Origin of the sequence: Rugamonas violacea (genome assembly GCF_016461825.1) — a bacterium.
Classification (GTDB): Bacteria; Pseudomonadota; Gammaproteobacteria; order Burkholderiales; family Burkholderiaceae_D; genus Rugamonas.
Genome location: NZ_JAEMNU010000123.1, coordinates 248,683 through 265,335, shown reverse-complemented (window position 1 = coordinate 265,335; position 16,653 = coordinate 248,683). Strand labels below are relative to the sequence as shown.

At 65.0% G+C, this 16,653-nt stretch carries 16 protein-coding genes; 8 read left to right on the top strand and 8 right to left on the bottom strand.

Translation table 11 applies throughout. The annotated features are described in order from the left end of the window. Nucleotides 1-18: 18 nt before the first annotated feature. The 3 genes from H7U20_RS23435 (at nucleotide 19) to H7U20_RS23425 (ending at nucleotide 4,271) form a co-directional block, all read left to right on the top strand. Nucleotides 19-2,070, top strand: a complete 2,052-nt coding sequence (locus H7U20_RS23435; RefSeq protein ID WP_199761530.1) for an NAD(+) synthase — start codon at nucleotides 19-21, stop codon at nucleotides 2,068-2,070. Between the two features lie 155 nt (nucleotides 2,071-2,225). After that, on the top strand, nucleotides 2,226-2,564 hold the full coding sequence (locus H7U20_RS23430; protein ID WP_199761529.1) for a P-II family nitrogen regulator: 339 nt from the start codon (nucleotides 2,226-2,228) through the stop codon (nucleotides 2,562-2,564). A 270-nt stretch (nucleotides 2,565-2,834) separates the two neighbouring features. Beyond that, on the top strand, nucleotides 2,835-4,271 hold the full coding sequence (locus tag H7U20_RS23425; protein ID WP_199761528.1) for a sulfatase family protein: 1,437 nt from the start codon (nucleotides 2,835-2,837) through the stop codon (nucleotides 4,269-4,271). A gap of 100 nt (nucleotides 4,272-4,371) precedes the next feature. Here the strand turns inward: H7U20_RS23425 and H7U20_RS23420 are convergent, their stop codons facing one another. Beyond that, nucleotides 4,372-4,953: a TetR/AcrR family transcriptional regulator gene (locus H7U20_RS23420; RefSeq protein ID WP_199761527.1), complete on the bottom strand. Its 582-nt coding sequence runs from the start codon at nucleotides 4,951-4,953 to the stop codon at nucleotides 4,372-4,374. A 123-nt stretch (nucleotides 4,954-5,076) separates the two neighbouring features. On the opposite strand from H7U20_RS23420, the gene H7U20_RS23415 reads away from it, so the two are divergent. After that, the gene (locus tag H7U20_RS23415; protein ID WP_199761526.1) at nucleotides 5,077-6,018 is read left to right on the top strand and encodes an ABC transporter six-transmembrane domain-containing protein; all 942 of its coding nucleotides are present in this window, start codon (nucleotides 5,077-5,079) and stop codon (nucleotides 6,016-6,018) included. 25 nt (nucleotides 6,019-6,043) lie between these two features. On the opposite strand, the gene H7U20_RS23410 is transcribed toward H7U20_RS23415, so the two are convergent. The 3 genes from H7U20_RS23410 to trxB form a co-directional block, all read right to left on the bottom strand. Then, on the bottom strand, nucleotides 6,044-6,661 hold the full coding sequence (locus H7U20_RS23410) for a trimeric intracellular cation channel family protein (protein ID WP_199761525.1): 618 nt from the start codon (nucleotides 6,659-6,661) through the stop codon (nucleotides 6,044-6,046). A gap of 192 nt (nucleotides 6,662-6,853) precedes the next feature. Further along, complete coding sequence (locus tag H7U20_RS23405; protein ID WP_199761524.1) at nucleotides 6,854-7,525, bottom strand: Smr/MutS family protein; 672 nt, start codon at nucleotides 7,523-7,525, stop codon at nucleotides 6,854-6,856. Between the two features lie 16 nt (nucleotides 7,526-7,541). Further along, the gene (gene trxB / locus H7U20_RS23400; protein ID WP_199761523.1) at nucleotides 7,542-8,495 is read right to left on the bottom strand and encodes a thioredoxin-disulfide reductase; all 954 of its coding nucleotides are present in this window, start codon (nucleotides 8,493-8,495) and stop codon (nucleotides 7,542-7,544) included. A 286-nt stretch (nucleotides 8,496-8,781) separates the two neighbouring features. On the opposite strand from trxB, the gene H7U20_RS23395 reads away from it, so the two are divergent. The 3 genes from H7U20_RS23395 (at nucleotide 8,782) to H7U20_RS23385 (ending at nucleotide 13,174) form a co-directional block, all read left to right on the top strand. Beyond that, complete coding sequence (locus H7U20_RS23395) at nucleotides 8,782-11,139, top strand: DNA translocase FtsK (RefSeq protein ID WP_199761522.1); 2,358 nt, start codon at nucleotides 8,782-8,784, stop codon at nucleotides 11,137-11,139. Between the two features lie 10 nt (nucleotides 11,140-11,149). Further along, on the top strand, nucleotides 11,150-11,785 hold the full coding sequence (gene lolA / locus H7U20_RS23390) for an outer membrane lipoprotein chaperone LolA (protein WP_199761521.1): 636 nt from the start codon (nucleotides 11,150-11,152) through the stop codon (nucleotides 11,783-11,785). A gap of 87 nt (nucleotides 11,786-11,872) precedes the next feature. Further along, nucleotides 11,873-13,174, top strand: coding sequence for a replication-associated recombination protein A (locus tag H7U20_RS23385; RefSeq protein WP_199761520.1), 1,302 nt, complete (start codon nucleotides 11,873-11,875; stop codon nucleotides 13,172-13,174). Nucleotides 13,175-13,409: 235 nt separating this feature from the next. Here the strand turns inward: H7U20_RS23385 and H7U20_RS23380 are convergent, their stop codons facing one another. The 4 genes from H7U20_RS23380 to H7U20_RS23365 form a co-directional block, all read right to left on the bottom strand. Continuing rightward, entirely contained in the window at nucleotides 13,410-13,865 is a 456-nt protein-coding gene (locus H7U20_RS23380) for a hypothetical protein (protein ID WP_199761519.1), read from the bottom strand. A gap of 67 nt (nucleotides 13,866-13,932) precedes the next feature. Continuing rightward, nucleotides 13,933-14,190, bottom strand: coding sequence for a hypothetical protein (locus H7U20_RS23375; protein WP_199761518.1), 258 nt, complete (start codon nucleotides 14,188-14,190; stop codon nucleotides 13,933-13,935). 11 nt (nucleotides 14,191-14,201) lie between these two features. Then, nucleotides 14,202-14,495, bottom strand: coding sequence for an ArsR/SmtB family transcription factor (locus tag H7U20_RS23370; protein ID WP_199761517.1), 294 nt, complete (start codon nucleotides 14,493-14,495; stop codon nucleotides 14,202-14,204). Between the two features lie 169 nt (nucleotides 14,496-14,664). Further along, complete coding sequence (locus tag H7U20_RS23365; RefSeq protein ID WP_199761516.1) at nucleotides 14,665-15,498, bottom strand: helix-turn-helix domain-containing protein; 834 nt, start codon at nucleotides 15,496-15,498, stop codon at nucleotides 14,665-14,667. A gap of 266 nt (nucleotides 15,499-15,764) precedes the next feature. Here H7U20_RS23365 and H7U20_RS23360 point away from each other — a divergent pair, with 266 nt between their 5' ends. Next, on the top strand, nucleotides 15,765-16,601 hold the full coding sequence (locus H7U20_RS23360) for an alpha/beta fold hydrolase (RefSeq protein ID WP_199761515.1): 837 nt from the start codon (nucleotides 15,765-15,767) through the stop codon (nucleotides 16,599-16,601). Nucleotides 16,602-16,653: the final 52 nt, after the last annotated feature.

The window sequence follows — 16,653 nt, the reverse complement described above, 5'->3', positions numbered from 1 at the left end:
GGCAGTGAAAGAATCGACATGACCCAGAATTTCTTCAACCTGTATTCCCACGATTTCGCCCGCGTCGCCGTCGGCGTGCCGACCTGCCGCATCGCCGACCCGGCCTACAACGCGGCGCAGACCATCGAGTTGGCCAGGCAGGCGCAGCAGCAAGGCGCGGCGCTGGTCGCCTTCCCCGAGCTGGGCCTGGCGGCCTACACCTGCGACGACCTGTTCCAGCAACGCGCGCTGCTGGACGCCTGCGAGCAGGCGTTGGCCACGGTGGTGGCGGCGTCGCGCGAATTGGCGCTGGCGTTGGTGGTCGGCCTGCCGTTGCGGGTCGGACACCAGTTATACAACTGCGCGGTGGTGGTGGCCGGCGGCGCCATCCGTGGCGTGGTGCCGAAGAGTTATCTGCCGAACTACGGCGAGTTCTACGAGGCGCGCCAGTTCAGCACCGGCGACTACGCCGTCGCCACCGAAGTGGAGCTGTTGGGCGCGACGGTGCCGTTCGGTTCGGCGCTGCTGTTTGAAGTGAACAATATGCCGCTGTTCAAGTTCCACGTCGAAATCTGCGAGGACGTCTGGGTGCCGGTGCCGCCGTCGTCCTTCGCCGCGCTGGCCGGCGCCAGCGTGCTGGTCAACCTGTCGGCGTCGAATGTGTTGGTCGGCAAGGCCGGCTACCGCCACCAGCTGGTCGGCCAGCAGTCGGCCCGTTGCCTGGCGGCCTATCTGTACACCTCGTCGGGCGGCGGCGAGTCGACCACCGACATGGCCTGGGACGGCCAGGCGCTGATCTACGAGAACGGCGAGATGCTGGCCGAGTCGCAGCGCTTCAGCGACGAGTCCAGCCTGATCTTCGCCGACATCGATCTGGAACGCCTGTCGCGCGAGCGCATGCACCAGACCACCTTCGGCCATTCGGTGCAGCGCCATGCCGCCGAGGTGAACAAGTTCCGCGCGGTGCGTTTCGCGCTGGCGCTGGACTTGGCGCAGGCGTTGCCGCTGAAACGTTGCGTCGAGCGCTTCCCCTACGTGCCGGCGGACAGCCGCCGCCGCGACGAGCGCTGCAACGAGGTCTACCACATCCAGGTGCAGGCGCTGGCCCAGCGCCTGACGTCGAGCAACATCAAGAAGGTGGTGATCGGCATTTCCGGCGGCCTCGATTCGACCCACGCGCTGCTGGTTTGCGCCCGCGTGATGGACAAGCTCAAGCTGCCGCGCACCAACATACTGGCCTACACCATGCCCGGCTTCGCCACCAGCGAGCGCACCCTTAAGCAGGCCAAGCAGTTGATGGCGCTGGTCGGCTGCACGGCGGCCGAGATCGACATCCGCCCTAGTTGCATCCAGATGCTTAAGGACTTGGGCCACCCGTATGCCGAGGGCCACGCGCAGTTCGACATCACCTTCGAGAACGTGCAGGCGGGCGAACGGACCAACCATCTGTTCCGCCTGGCCAACCACAACCACGGTATCGTCATCGGCACCGGCGACCTGAGCGAGCTGGCGCTGGGTTGGTGCACCTACGGCGTGGGCGACCACATGTCGCACTACAACGTCAACGCCAGCGTGCCCAAGACGCTGATCTCGCACCTGGTGCGCTGGGTCGCCGAGTCCGGCGTGATCGGCCGCAACGACGCCCAGGTGCTGCTCGACATCCTCGGCACCGAGATCAGCCCCGAGCTGGTGCCCGGCACGGCCGGCGGCCAGCCGGAGCAGAAGACCGAGAGCGTGATCGGCCCCTACGAATTGCAGGACTTCAACCTCTACTACGTGCTGCGCTTCGGCTTCGCGCCGAGCAAGGTGGCCTTCCTCGCCCTGACAGCCTGGCAGGACCGCGAACGCGGCCGCTGGCCGGACGGCGACCACGTCGCGCGCAACCAGTACGGCCTGGGCGAGATCAAGAAGAACCTGGGGATCTTCCTCGACCGCTTCTTCCGCACCAGCCAGTTCAAGCGCACTTGCGTGCCCAATTCGCCCAAGGTGGGCAGCGGCGGCTCGCTGTCGCCGCGCGGCGACTGGCGCGCGCCGAGCGATGCGCAGAGCGTGGTCTGGATGCGGCAGTTGCAGACCATTCCGGCAGAGTAGGGCGCGCTTGGCGCGGGGTCGATTACAATAGCCGATTAGCCCCGGCCCGTCGGCGGCCGCAGGTCGGGCCGTGGGGAGCGAACTGAGGCGGCGAACCGCGGCAATGAGCTGGCGCAGCATTGAGTTGAATTACCGATTTATATCAAGGAGATGTCATGAAACAGATTACCGCTGTGATCAAGCCGTTCAAGCTCGATGAAGTGCGCGAGGCGCTGGCCGAAGTCAACGTGACCGGCCTGACCGTCACCGAAGTCAAGGGTTTCGGCCGCCAGAAGGGGCATACCGAGCTGTATCGCGGCGCCGAGTATGTGGTCGACTTCCTGCCGAAAGTCAAAGTCGAAGTGGTGGTCGACGACGCCGTGGCCGAGCAGGTGGTCGACGCGATCATCAAGGCGGCCCGTACCGGCAAGATCGGCGACGGCAAGATCTTCGTGCAGAACGTCGAGCAGGTGATCCGCATCCGCACCGGCGAAACCGGCGCCGACGCGGTCTAAGCGGAATGCCGGCGGCGCCGGCATTCCAGGCCAACTTGTATAGACTTATCGTATATGCATATTTGTATATATTGGTTTGGTTTTTCCTGCTGAGTTCGTATGATGGAAGCTCTCTTCTTCCATCTCGACAAGGTCGATCCGGGGCTGTGGGCACCACGGCGCTGCGATGACCTTCATCAGGAAAGTTTTCGCCATGGCCAGTCCGCAGTCCCCGCGCAGCAAGCACGCCGTCGTTCCCGTCCCGCATCGCGGCCTGATCTGAGGCTGCCGATGAAAAAAACCGACCAATCCCGCCGCAAGATCCTGAAGAGCTTGCCCGCGCTCGCGCTGGCCGAGTCGCTCGCCGGCTATTCATCGCTGGCGGGCGCCGCCGCGCGCGGCGGCGAACAACCGAACATCATCTTCATCCTGGCCGACGACCTCGGCCATGCCGACCTGGGCGTTTACGGCCAGACCGACTTCGCCACGCCGCAGCTGGACAAGCTGGCCGGGCAGGGCATCCGCTTCACCCAGGCCTATGCCAACTCGGCGGTCTGCTCGGCGACCCGCTTCGCGCTGATCACCGGGCGCTACCAGTACCGTCTGCGCGGCGGGCTGGAGGAGCCGATCGCCGGCGCCTCGGACACGCTGGGCCTGCCGCCCCGGCATCCGACCCTGCCGTCGCTGCTGAAGAAGGTGGGCTACGAGACGGCGCTGATCGGCAAGTGGCACCTGGGCTACCTGCCCACTTTCGGCCCGCTGAAAAGCGGCTACGACAGTTTCTTCGGCAACTACGGCGGCGCCATCGACTACTTCACCCACAAGCCCGGCGTGGGGCCGGACGTCAAGGAGGACCTGTACGAGGGCGAGGTGGCGGTGCGGCAGGTCGGCTACTACACCGATTTGCTGGGCGAGCGCGCGGTCGACTTCGTGCGGCGCCAGCAGGCCGGCAAACCGTTCTTCCTGTCGCTGCACTACACGGCGCCGCACTGGCCGTGGGAGGGGCCGGGCGACGAGGCGGTGGCCGGCCAAATCGGCAACATCTTCCACTACGATGGCGGCAATCTGGAGACCTACGGCAAGATGGTCGGCGCGCTCGACAGCTCGATTGGCAAGGTGCTCAAGGAGTTGGAGCGGCGCGGCCTGGCCGACAACACCATCGTCATCTTCACCAGCGACAACGGCGGCGAGCGTTTCTCCAAGACCTGGCCGTTGACCGGACAGAAAACCGAGTTGCTGGAGGGCGGCATCCGCGTGCCGGCCATCGTGCGCTGGCCGCGCCGTATCGCCGCCGGCCAGGTGACGCCGCAGGTGGCGATCAGCATGGACTGGCTGCCGACCCTGCTGGCGGCGGCCGGCGGCGCGCCCGACCCGGCGTATCCGACGGACGGGCAGAACTTGTTGCCGTCGCTGCTCGACGACAGCGTGCGCAACGAGCGCACCCTGTTGTGGCGTTACAAGGCGAACGCCCAGCGCGCCATCCGCTCCGGCAACTGGAAGTATTTGAAGATGGGGCGCAACGAGTATCTGTTCGACGTGGTGGCGGACCAGCGCGAGCGGGCCAATCTGGCGCGCAAGCATCCCGAGGTGTTGGCGCGGCTCAAGGCGCAGTGGGAGAGCTGGAACCGCGAGATGCTGCCGATCACCGCCGAGGTGCGCACCCACGCCGTCAGCGGCGCGGTGCAGGCCGACCGATACGGCGTGCCGGCCGGCGGTGTAGCGGACTAAATTTGTTGGAAGCTCGAAAAATCGTTACCCCGCTTGCCCATTGGTTCAGCATGGGTTCCCGCCTGCGCGGGAACGACAATTGGCGGTTTTCGAAGTGTACTTACCTAGCCGGTGCGCCGAGCAGCAGCTTGGCCACTTCCATCACTTCCGCCAGCGCCGACTCGCGCGCCGCCGCCGAGGGCTTGAGCAGCAGATCGTCGGCATAGCCCATCGCCATGGCGAACAGCTGGCGCGCGGCGCGCGCCGGCGCGCGGCAGCGAAACTCCGCGCTGGCCACGCCGCGTTCGATCAGCTGCGCCAGCGTCTCCTGCCACTCGGCGTTGACGGCAAAATAGATCTCCGCCAGCAGCGGCTCGTGCATCGCCTCGTCCCAGGCATCGAGCCACAGCGTCCAACCGCTATCGGTGTCGGCCGGCAGGCAGCTGCTTAAAAAACCCAGCAGCGCCTGCGACGGCGTCGCCCCGGCCAGCGGCGCGCGCACCGCGTCGAGCTGCTGCTGGGCGAAGCGGACGAAGGCTTCCCGCCGCAGCTCGTTCCAGTCGGCGAAATAATGGTAGATGTGGCTGCGCGACAATCCGGCGTGTTCGGCCAGGTCGCGCGTCGATACGTCGGCAAATCCCTTGCTGCGAAACAGTTCGAGGGCGGCGGTGATGATCTGGTCTTTGCGGTCGCTACGGGACATATATGCGGGGTTCCTCGATGGCGTGCTGGACGCCGGTGAAAAGATAGGGCTTGCTTTTGAGCGCTCGCTCAAGGATACTTGAGCACTCGCTCAAAAAGCGTTTTTTGTCACTTTAAAGCATCTATGACCTCCACGCCACAACTCATCGCCGCAAAAGGCGAAAAAATCGGCCAAGAAATCGCCAAGGAAATCGGCCAACAGTCGGCCAGCCGCACCCTCATGGCCCTGCTGCGGGCCTATCCGGGCAAGCTGTTCGTCACGCTGTCGCTGGTGGCGCTGGAGAACGCGCTGCTGCTGGCCTACCCCTTGTTCGCCGGCTTCTCCATCGACTCGATCCTGCGCGGCGACGCCGGCAGCGCGATGTTCTACGCCGTCGTGGTGTTGGCCTTCTGGGTGGTCGGCGCGGCGCGGCGCGCGGTGGATACGCGCACCTTCACGCGCATTTACGCCGACCTGGCGGTGCAGGTGGCGCTCAGCCAGCGTCAGCAGCAGCAAAGCGTGTCGACGGCGGCGGCGCGGGTGATGCTGGCGCGCGAGTTTGTCGACTTCTTTGAGAAGCATGTGCCGACCATCGCCACGGCGCTGGTGTCGATTGTCGGCGCGGCGGTGATGTTGGCGGTGATCGAACCATGGGTCGGTTTGGCCAGTTTCGTCGCCTTGCTCATTTGCATGACCTTGATGCCGCGCTTCCTGCGCCGCAACGAGGAGTTGCACGAGCGCTTGAACGACCAGTTGGAGAAGGAGATCGGCCGCGTCGCCACGGTCGGCCAGGCCACGCTGTCGCGTCATTACCGGCTGATGTCGCGGTTGCGCATCTGGCTGTCGGACCGCGAAGCGGCGGCCTATCTGTTTGTCGGCTCGGTCGCCGCGCTGTTGTTCGTGGTCGCCATCGCCGAACTGGCGCTGTCGCCCAAAGCGGCGGCGGGGCACGTGTATGCGGTGATGACCTATTTGTGGACCTTTGTCGGCAGCCTGGACGAGGCGCCGGGCATGGCCGATCAAATGGCGCGGCTCAAGGACATCGGCAAGCGGGTCGATCCGGGCTCGTTGCGGGCCGAGGGCTGAGGGCTGAAGGCTTGAACCGTGCGGCTCAGTGGCGGCCGATGCGCATGTCGAACTTCCAGGTGAGCAGGCGCAGCAGGGTGATGAAGGTGGCGCTGGCCCACAGCGCGAAGTCGTCCGGCACGTCGGTCTTCATCAGCAGGATGTAGAGCCAGCAGCCGAAGAAGGCGCAGATGGCGTAGGGCTTGCCGTCGCGGAAGACCATCGGCACCTCGTTGCAGACGATGTCGCGCAGCACGCCGCCGAAGATGCCGGTGATGACCCCCATCATCGAGGCGATGAACACCGGCATGTGCGCCGCCTGCGCCTGCGACACGCCGGCGACGGCGAACAGGCCGAGGCCGATGGCGTCGGCGATGACGATCAGCCGTTCGGAGACGATCTGGCGCAGCGTGCGGATCAGCGGCGAGGCGATCAGCGCTAGGACGAAGATCAGGATGGCGTATTCCTGGTGCTGGACCCAGAACAGCGGGCGCTTGTCGAGCAGGATGTCGCGCAGCGTGCCGCCGCCGAAGGCGGTGATGAAGGCCACCGTGAACACGCCGACCAGGTCCATGCGCTTGCGGCGCGCCTCGATGAAGCCGGAAAACGCCCCCACCAGGATCGCCACGATTTCAATGATGGTGATCAGGGAGACGTGCGGCATGTGCTTCATGTAGGGGACTTGGCAAGATTGTTAATGCCATAGGTTAACATGAGGCAGCCGCCAGCGGGGGCGGTTTTGTTGCTTGTTTGGAAGTCCCGCCGCGCTCGGGCGGCTTGGCGAACCCCACCGGCAGAAACTGGGGTCGGACCCCTGGGGGTCCGACCCCGGCGGTTCGCCGTTGGGTGGTTTTGCTTAATTCCGTTGCGGTAGCAGGGCGGCGCGCAGCAGCACGATCAGGGCGCCGTCGCCGCCGTCGGATGGACGGGCGGCGCAGAAGGCCACCACTTCCTCCTTTTGCACCAGCCAACTGTGCACCATCGACTTGAGCACCGGCTCCTGGCTCTTCGAGCCGAAGCCCTTGCCGTGGATCACGCGCACGCAGCGGTGGTTGCGCAGGGTGGCGCGGCGCAGGAACTCGCCCAGGCCGTCGCGCGCCTCGTCGCGGCGCAGGCCGTGCAGGTCGAGGTCGTCCTGGATCGGCCAATGTCCCTTGCGCATCTTGCGCACCACGTCGGGGCCGACACCGGGCGCCACATAGTTCAACGCCGGGTCTTCCTCCATGTAGTGGTCGACCTCGAACAGGTCGGACAGCGACTCGCGCAACACCGCCTGGTCGTCCTCTTCCTGGGTGCGCGGCCGGGTCGGCGCGGCCGGCGCGGCGCCGGCCTTGGGCAGGCCCGCCACGTGGCGGTTTGACTCCGGCATGCGCTTGACGCCGCCCACGCTGGATTGGAACAGGTTGGCCTCGACCGCCTGCACCTTCTCGCGCTTGAGGCGCTCGGCCTGGGCCACGGCGCGCACGTCGGACTGTTCCTTGAGCTGTTTGGCCAAGGACTTCAGGTCGGCAAAGTCTTTCAAACCCATCGCGTCGGCCGTCCGTTTATTCTTGCGCTTCGAGGAAGCGCTGGGCGTCCAGCGCGGCCATGCAGCCGGTGCCGGCGCTGGTGATGGCCTGGCGGTAGATGTGGTCCTGCACGTCGCCGGCGGCGAACACGCCGGCCACGCTGGTGGCGGTGGCCATGCCTTCGGTGCCGGTGCGGGTCTTGATGTAGCCGTTGTGCATTTCCAACTGGCCTTCGAAGATGCCGGTGTTGGGCTTGTGGCCGATCGCCACGAACAGGCCGTGCACGGTCAGCTCGGTGACGGCGCCGTCGCTGGTCGACTTGATCTTGACGCCGGTGACGCCGCTGTCGTTGCCGACCACTTCGTCCAGGGTGTGGTTGTACTTGATGACGATCTTGCCCTCGGCGACCTTGGCGTTGAGGCGGTCGATCAGGATGGCCTCGGCGCGGAACTTGTCGCGGCGGTGGATCAGGGTGACCTTGTTGGCGATGTTCGACAGGTACAGCGCCTCCTCGACGGCGGTGTTGCCGCCGCCGACGACGGCCACTTCCTGGCCGCGGTAGAAGAAGCCGTCGCAGGTGGCGCAGGCCGACACGCCCTTGCCCATGAAGGCTTGCTCGGACGGCAGGCCGAGGTACTGGGCCGAGGCGCCGGTCGAGATGATCAGCGTGTCGCAGGTGTACTCGTGGCTGTCGCCGATCAGGCGGATCGGTTTTTCGTCCAGCTTGGCGGTGTGGATGTGGTCGAACACGATGTCGGTGTTGAAACGCTCGGCGTGTTGCAGGAAACGCTGCATCAGCTCGGGACCTTGCACGCCCATCGGATCGGCCGGCCAGTTTTCCACGTCGGTGGTGGTCATCAGTTGGCCGCCTTGCTCGACGCCGGTCACCAGCATCGGCTTGAGGTTGGCGCGCGCGGCGTAGACGGCGGCGCTGTAGCCGGCGGGGCCGGAGCCAAGGATCAGAACGCGGGCGTGTTTGGTAGTCGTCATGGAGGGCTTCTTCAGAAAAAGTGGAGTGGTCCAGAGTTGGGGGCTTGGGCGCAGAGTGCAAGGCGGCGTGCCGCGCATTGCATTCGTGCAAGCAATGCAGGATTATAGTCCAAGCCGGCTAGGCGGTTGAATCAGGAGGGCCGTTTTCGCCGCTATGCCTTAGAATAACTGTATGTGGGTATTTCTTACCCGACAACATTGCGTTTGACCCGCAGTTGAGCATCCAGTTGAGCACCCAGTTGAGCACTTATTTGTACATGATCCAAGCAGCACAATTCCAGAGCGTATGACGAAACCCAGCCCCGCAGCAGCCAACAGCTATACCCGCAACGTGACGGAACGACAACCCTTGCCCAACCGGCTGGTGCGCCTGCTGTCGGAAGCGCGCTGGTTCGCGCTGGCCGCGCTCGGCCTGTATTTCGTCTTGATTTTGCTGAGCTATTCGAAGGGCGACCCCGGTTGGTCGCACGCCAATGTGGTGCCCAAGGTACACAATCTGGGCGGCCGCGCCGGCGCCTGGCTGTCCGATCTGTTGCTGTTCATCTTCGGTTTTTCCGCCTGGTGGTGGTGCCTGTGCCTGCTGCGCATCGTCTGGAACGGCTACCGCCGCCTGACCCGCAAATTCCTCATGGAGCAGGAAGAGGAGCAGGAGCACCAGCACGAGAACCTGATCCGCATCGTCGGTTTCGTGCTGCTGTTCATCGGCAGCGTCGGCCTGGAATTCCTGCGCATGTACTCGCTCAAGGTGCAACTGCCGCGCGCGCCGGGCGGCGTGCTGGGCCAGCTGATCGGCCACTCGGCCGATGTCGCCTTCGGCTTCACCGGCGCCACATTGCTGTTGCTGTTGCTGTTCGGCCTGGGCTTCAGCCTGTTCTTCCAGGTTTCCTGGCTGGCCGTGGCCGAGCGCATCGGCGGTGCCATCGAGACGGCGATCGATTGGTTCATCCAGCGCTACCAATACCGCGAGGACCGCCGCCAAGGCGAGGTGGCCGCCGTCAAGCGCGAGGAAGTGGTGGTCATCGAGCGCGCCAAGCACGTCGAGAAGCATGTGGCGGCGGCGCCGGTCAAGATCGAGCCGCAGATCGTCGCCGTGGTCAAGTCGGAGCGGGTCGAGAAGGAGAAGCAGGCCAGCCTGTTCCAGGACCTGAGCGGCGACAGCCAGCTGCCGCCGCTGTCCCTGCTCGACGAGCCGGCCGCCGTGCAGGAAACCGTGTCGATCGAGACCCTGGAGTTCACCAGCCGCCTGATCGAGAAGAAACTGTCCGACTTCGGCGTCGAGGCCAAGGTGGTGGCGGCCTATCCCGGCCCCGTGGTGACGCGCTACGAGATCGAGCCGGCCACCGGCGTCAAGGGCAGCCAGATCGTCGGCCTGGCGCGCGATCTGGCGCGCTCGCTGTCGTTGACCTCGATCCGCGTGGTCGAGACCATCCCCGGCAAGAACTGCATGGCGCTGGAGCTGCCCAATCCGAAGCGGCAGATCGTGCGCCTGAGCGAGATCGTCGGCTCGAAGGTCTACAACGACAATCCGTCGCCGCTGACGGTGGCGCTGGGCAAGGACATCGCCGGCAAGGCCGTGGTCGCCGACCTGGCCAAGATGCCCCACTTGCTGGTGGCCGGCACCACCGGCTCGGGCAAGTCGGTGGGCATCAACGCGACCATTTTGTCGCTGCTGTACAAGTCCGACCCGGCCGACGTGCGGCTGATCCTGATCGATCCGAAGATGCTCGAGATGTCGGTCTACGAAGGCATTCCGCACCTGCTGGCGCCGGTCGTCACCGACATGCGCCAGGCCGGCCACGCGCTGAACTGGGCGGTCAACGAAATGGAGCGGCGCTACAAGCTGATGTCCAAGCTGGGCGTGCGTAACCTGGCCGGCTACAACGCCAAGATCGCCGAGGCGGCCAAGCGCGAGGAGCACATCCCGAATCCGTTCAGCCTGACGCCGGACTCGCCCGAGCCGCTCGACAAGCTGCCGACCATCGTCATCATCATCGACGAGCTGGCCGACCTGATGATGGTGGTCGGCAAAAAGGTCGAGGAATTGATCGCCCGTATCGCGCAGAAGGCGCGCGCCGCCGGCCTGCACTTGATTCTGGCCACGCAGCGCCCATCCGTGGACGTGATCACCGGCCTGATCAAGGCCAACATCCCGACCCGCATCGCCTTCCAGGTATCGTCGAAGATCGACTCGCGCACCATTCTCGACCAGATGGGCGCGGAGGCGCTGCTGGGCATGGGCGACATGCTGTACATGCCGCCGGGCACCGGCCTGCCGGTGCGGGTGCACGGCGCCTTCGTCTCGGACGAGGAGGTGCACCGGGTCGTCAAGCATTTGAAGACCACGGGCGAACCGAACTATATCGAGGGCATCCTCGAGGGCGGCACGCTGGAAGGCGAGGGCGGCGCGGCCGGCGAGGCTGGCGGCGACGCCGGCGGCGAGGCCGATCCGATGTACGACCAGGCGGTGCAGGTGGTGTTGAAGAACCGCCGCGCCTCGATCTCGCTGGTGCAGCGGCATTTGCGCATCGGCTACAATCGCGCCGCCCGCCTGTTGGAACAGATGGAAAACAGCGGCGTGGTATCGCCGATGCAATCGAACGGCAACCGCGACATTCTGGTGCCGGCGGCCAGCGCGGAACAATAAGGAAAACAGTATGCAACGATTCAAAGCGATTTTCGTCCTGGCCGGCGGCCTGCTGCTGGCCGGCGCGGCCCAGGCCAGCGCGCTGGAGCAATTCAAGTCCTTCGTCGCCAGCACCAAGTCGGCCAAGGGCGAGTTCAGCCAGCGGCAGATCAAGAACATGGACGGCGGCAGCACCGCCAAGCCGTCGAGCAACTCCAGCGGCACCTTCGTGTTCGCCCGTCCGGGCAAGTTCATCTGGACGTACGTGAAGCCGTACGACCAGTTGCTGCAGGCCGACGGCGAGCAGCTCTACATCTTCGACAAGGACTTGAACCAGGTCACCGTGAAGAAGCTGGGCGACGCGCTGGGTTCGTCGCCGGCGGCGATCCTGTTCGGCAGCAACGACCTGGAGAAGAACTTCACCTTGGCCGAGGCCGGCACCAAGGAGGGTCTGGAGTGGCTCAAGGCGACGCCGAAGGCCAAGGACACCAGCTTCGAGCAGATTTCCATCGGCCTGCGCAACGGCCTGCCCGAAGCGATGGAGCTGAAGGACAGCTTCGGCCAGGTGTCCGTGCTGGCGTTCAAGAAGTTCGAAAAGAATCCGGCGCTGGGCGCCAACGCCTTCAAATTCGTCATGCCGAAGGGCGCCGACGTTTTCAACAATTAACCATTCGTCCGATGGATGACAACGCCGCTGCCCGGTGGCGCGGCGTTTTTTCCGTTGTGGCGAGAGCAAACGAATCGACCCATCCGCATGGCTGACTTATTTTCCAATGAACCACGGCAGCCGCTGGCCGAGGCGCTGCGGCCCAAGACGCTGGACGACGTGATCGGCCAGAGCCAGTTGCTCGGCCCGGGCCGGCCGTTGCGGCTGGCTTTCGAGTCCGGCCGGCCGCACTCGATGATCTTGTGGGGGCCGCCGGGCGTGGGCAAGACCACCCTGGCGCGGCTCACCGCCAACGCCTTCGACTGCGCCTTCATCGCGCTGTCGGCGGTGTTTTCCGGCGTCAAGGACATCCGCGCCGCGATGGAGCAGGCCGAGCAGAACCTGGCGATGGGCAAGCACACCATCTTGTTCGTCGACGAGATCCACCGCTTCAACAAGGCGCAGCAGGACGCGCTGCTGCCATACGCCGAGTCGGGGCTGGTGACGCTGATCGGCGCCACCACCGAGAACCCATCGTTCGAGGTCAACTCGGCGCTGCTGTCGCGCGCGCAAGTGTATGTGCTGCAATCGCTCAACGAGGACGAACTCAAGCAACTGGTGGCCAAGGCGCGCGAGAAGGTGCTGGCCCATCTGGTCATCGACGAGGCCGCCATCGACACCTTGGTCGGTTACGCCGACGGCGACGCCCGGCGCCTGTTGAATTTGTTGGAGCAGGCCAGCACGGCGGCCAACGCGGCGCGCACCAACGCCATCACCGCCGAGTTCATCCAGAACGCGCTGACGCTCAACGCGCGCCGCTTCGACAAGGGCGGCGACAATTTCTACGACCAGATTTCGGCCTTGCACAAGTCGGTGCGCGGCTCGAATCCGGACGCGGCCTTGTATTGGTTCTGCCGCATGATAGACGGCGGCGCCGATCCCAAGTATTTGTCGCGCCGCATCGTGCGCATGGCTTGGGAGGACATCGGCCTGGCCGATCCGCGCGCCATCCAGCTGGCCAACGACGCCGCCGAAACCTTCGAGCGGCTCGGTTCGCCCGAGGGCGAGCTGGCGCTGGGGCAGGCGGTGATCTACCTGGCGGTGGCGGCGAAGAGCAACGCCGGCTACAACGCCTTCAACCAGGCGATGGCCTTCGTCAAGAAGGACAAGTCGCGCGAAGTGCCGGTGCATCTGCGCAACGCGCCGACCAAGCTGATGAAGGAGCTCGGCTACGGCCACGAGTACCGCTACGCCCACGACGAGCCGCACGCCTACGCCGCCGGCGAAACCTATTTCCCCGACGGCATGCGCGAGCCGGGCTGGTATCAACCCGTGCCGCGCGGGCTGGAGAGCAAGATCGCCGACAAGTTGGCCTTCCTGCGCAAGCTCGATGAGGATGCGGGGAAGTAGGCGTTAGTCTAGTCGGGGTCAGGTCCGACATTCGGACACGAACTGTGCCGTAGTAGTCGGGGTCAGGTCCGACATTCGGACACGAACTGTGCCTTAGCGGTGCCCAAAACCGTGCCAGGCGACCAAGTGCTGAGGCCGTGTCCGAATGTCGGACCTGACCCCAGTCGGTTTGCTGAGGCCGTGTCCGAATGTCGGACCTGACCCCAGTCGGTTTGACCCCAGTCGGTTTGCTCCTCTAGGCCGGATGCAGCGTACTTTTCGGGTCCTTGCGTGCGGCACGGGACGAGGCGATGGTCCAGCGGTCACCTTGCTTGAGCACGTAGTGCGACCACACATAGCGCCACGGCACGGCGATGTAGACCAACACGACAAAGGAAAGCTCGAACAGCTGCCCTTGGGTCGCTTCGTCGATATGGCCGGCCCGCCATTGCGGCAGGGCGACGATGGCCAACCACAGTGTTTTCCAGACAATTTCCCACAACAGCACGGGCAGCATCTGCAAGGGATAGCGCAGCCCCAGGGCGCACATGATCGAGAAGGCGGCCAGCATGCAGACGACGGTGCCGCCCATCAGGTCCCACTGTTTGGTGTGGTGGATGATGCCGGGCCAGAGGACGATGCCCAGTCCGACAACGACCAGCAGGTACATGGCGCGCAGTACATACAGACGAAACGACGAAACTTCATACATGATGATATCTCCTTGAGGTGGAATGTCTTGCTTGCTTGGTTTGCCTGCGGTCCGGACGGTTGATCGCCTATTCGACTTCCTTGAGGATTTTTTCAAGCGCGCCCATGCGCGATTGCAGCTCGGCCAGCGTGGCGCTGACGGAGGCCAGCGCCGCCACGGTCTGGGCCTGGGCCGCCGCCGCCTGGGTGGCGACGGCGCGGTAGGCTTCGTCCTGGCCCAGGCGCACGCGCGCTTGCAGGATGGCGGACACGTATTTCATGAAGAAGATGATCACCGCGGCGGCGGCGGGGAAGAAGAAGGCCGCAAAAAAGACGTTTTCGGACATGATGGTCTCTACTATTCAGGGTTGGTGGTCAGGGTTTTCACCGCTTCGGCGATCAGCGCCGGCGTGAGTGCGAAGTTGAAACTGTTTACCTCAAAGTAGTTGAGCGCCTTGCCATCCTTGGACAGCTCCAGTTGACTGCTGACCAGGCCGGCTCCTTCCAGTTTCTGCAGGTGCAGATGCAGCAAGGGACGGCTGATGTTGAGCTCCCGCGCCAACTGGCTGACGTAGTTGCGTCCGCCCGTTTGCAGCGCCGCGATGATCCGCAGGCGGTGGGGGTTGGAGAGCGCCGCCAGGATGGCCAGCATTTGATCTCCGTCGGGTGGTAGGGTTTTTGTATTCACGTGTAAAGAATAGCTGACACATGATACGAAGTCAAACGAATTTCATCATCAATGCGATCATCGGCGTTTTTGCTGCGCGGCTAGGGGGGAGCGGCAAGCGGTTTGGTGGGCTATGCGGGCGGAACCGGCCGTCTCAGGCCGGCGCCGAATCCTGCCGCGCCAGTTCGCGGCACAGCTCGGCCGTCTCTTCGTCCATCGGGAAGCAACATTCGATGTGCAGCTCGTCGAGCGTGACGTCGCGCGGCGTGCCGAAGGTGGTGATGGTGGAGAAGAAGCGCAATTGCCGGTCGCCGCGCTGCAGGATGGTGGTTTGCAGGGGCTGCGGCGCGCTGTCGAGCTGGCGCGTGTGCCAGCCGGCCGGCACGCCGGGGGCGGCCAGCATCTCGTCGAGCAGGGCGCGGGCCACCCGGTCGGTCGGCGCGCCGGCCACCACGCGGTGCATATGGCGGATCAGGTTGCCCGCCACTTCCTCCCAGTTGACCACCGCCGAGCGCAAATCCTGCGGATCGAACATCTGCCGCAGCATGTTGCGCTGGGTGCCGGCGCGGTCGCCGAGCAGGAAGCGGTTGACCCGGGCGGCGGCGCGGTTGCTGGTCTGCACGTCCCAGTGGCGGTTCAGCAGGATGGCGGGATAGGGTTCCTGCTGGCGCAGGATGCAGTCGATGGCTTGGCGGATGTGGGCCAGCTCGGGCTGGGCCAGCGCCGTCTCCGGGTGGCTGGGCGCGTAGCCGGCCGCCAGCATCAGCGCGTTGCGTTCGCGCAGCGGCATGGCCAGGGTGTCGGCCAGACGGTCGATGACGTCGCGGCTGGCTTGCGCCTTGCCCGTTTCGACGCAGCTGAGATGACGGGCGGACAGGCCGGCCTCCAGCGCCAGGTCGAGCTGGCTCATGCGCCGCGCCGCGCGCCATTCGCGCAGCAGGGCGCCGACGTGGGCGGAGGACGGTGGGTGCGCGGCGGGATGATCCATGGTGCCGATTCTACAGCCCGGTTTGTTGCAAAGCCATGACCTGTGAGGTCATTGATTCCATGTCGTTGTCGCGGCAATAATAGGCTTGATATATATTTAAGGCACTTCTAACCCCCGTCGTTCCCGCGCATGCGGGAACCTATACGTCGCACCCTGTCTAGCATGGCATGGGTTCCCGCATGCGCGGCGGTCCGCCGATGCGGAACGACACATTCGGGGGTATTCGATGCGCCCTTCAACCATCAATCCAACCTCAAGGACATCCCATGGAGCAGCAATTGCAGATCGAAGGCATCGACGTCCGGATCGAAGGCGCGGACCAAGACCAAGGCCAGGACACCATTGTCATGCTGCACGGCTGGCCGGACACCTGGCGCGTCTGGGACGGCCAAGTGGCGGCCTTGAAGGAACGCTATCGCTGCGTGCGCTTCACGCTGCCGGGCTTCGACATCACCCGGCCGCGCCGCGCCTATTCGCTCGACGAGACGATGGCCATCATCGCCAAGATCGTCGACCAAGTCAGCCCCGGCCGCAAGGTGACCTTGATGTTGCACGACTGGGGCTGCGTGTTCGGCTACCAGTTCTATATGCGCCATCCGCAACTGGTGTCGCGCATCGTCGGCGTCGACATCGGCGACGCGCAATCGCGCGACCATGTGAAGTCGCTGAGCCTGGCCGCCAAGCTGATGGTGGCCTGGTATCAACTGACGCTGGCGGCGGCCTGGAAGATCGGCGGCCCCATCGGCGACGGCTTGACCAAGTTCATGCTCAAGGTGCTGCGCGCGCCGTCGCCGAAGCAGTACATCAGCTCGGCGATGAACTTCCCCTACTATTTGGTGTGGACGGGCGGCTACGGCGGCAAGGGCGATCGCACGGAGTTTGTGCCCAAGTGTCCGATGTTGTTCGTCTATGGCACGCGGAAACCTTTCCTGTTCCACTCGACGCAGTGGACCGACTGGCTGGCCGCTCGGCCGCTGAGCCAGGTGGTGGCGCTGAAGACCAGCCATTGGGTGATGCTGGAGCAGCCGCAGGAGTTCAATCAGACGGTGTTGGCATGGCTGGACGCCTCGGCGGTGGTTGCCGGGGTTGCCGCAGCGGCATGACCGCGCAGGCCGTGGTGCAGCCGGGCGGCCAGCCGCGCCGCCCAGCCGCCGG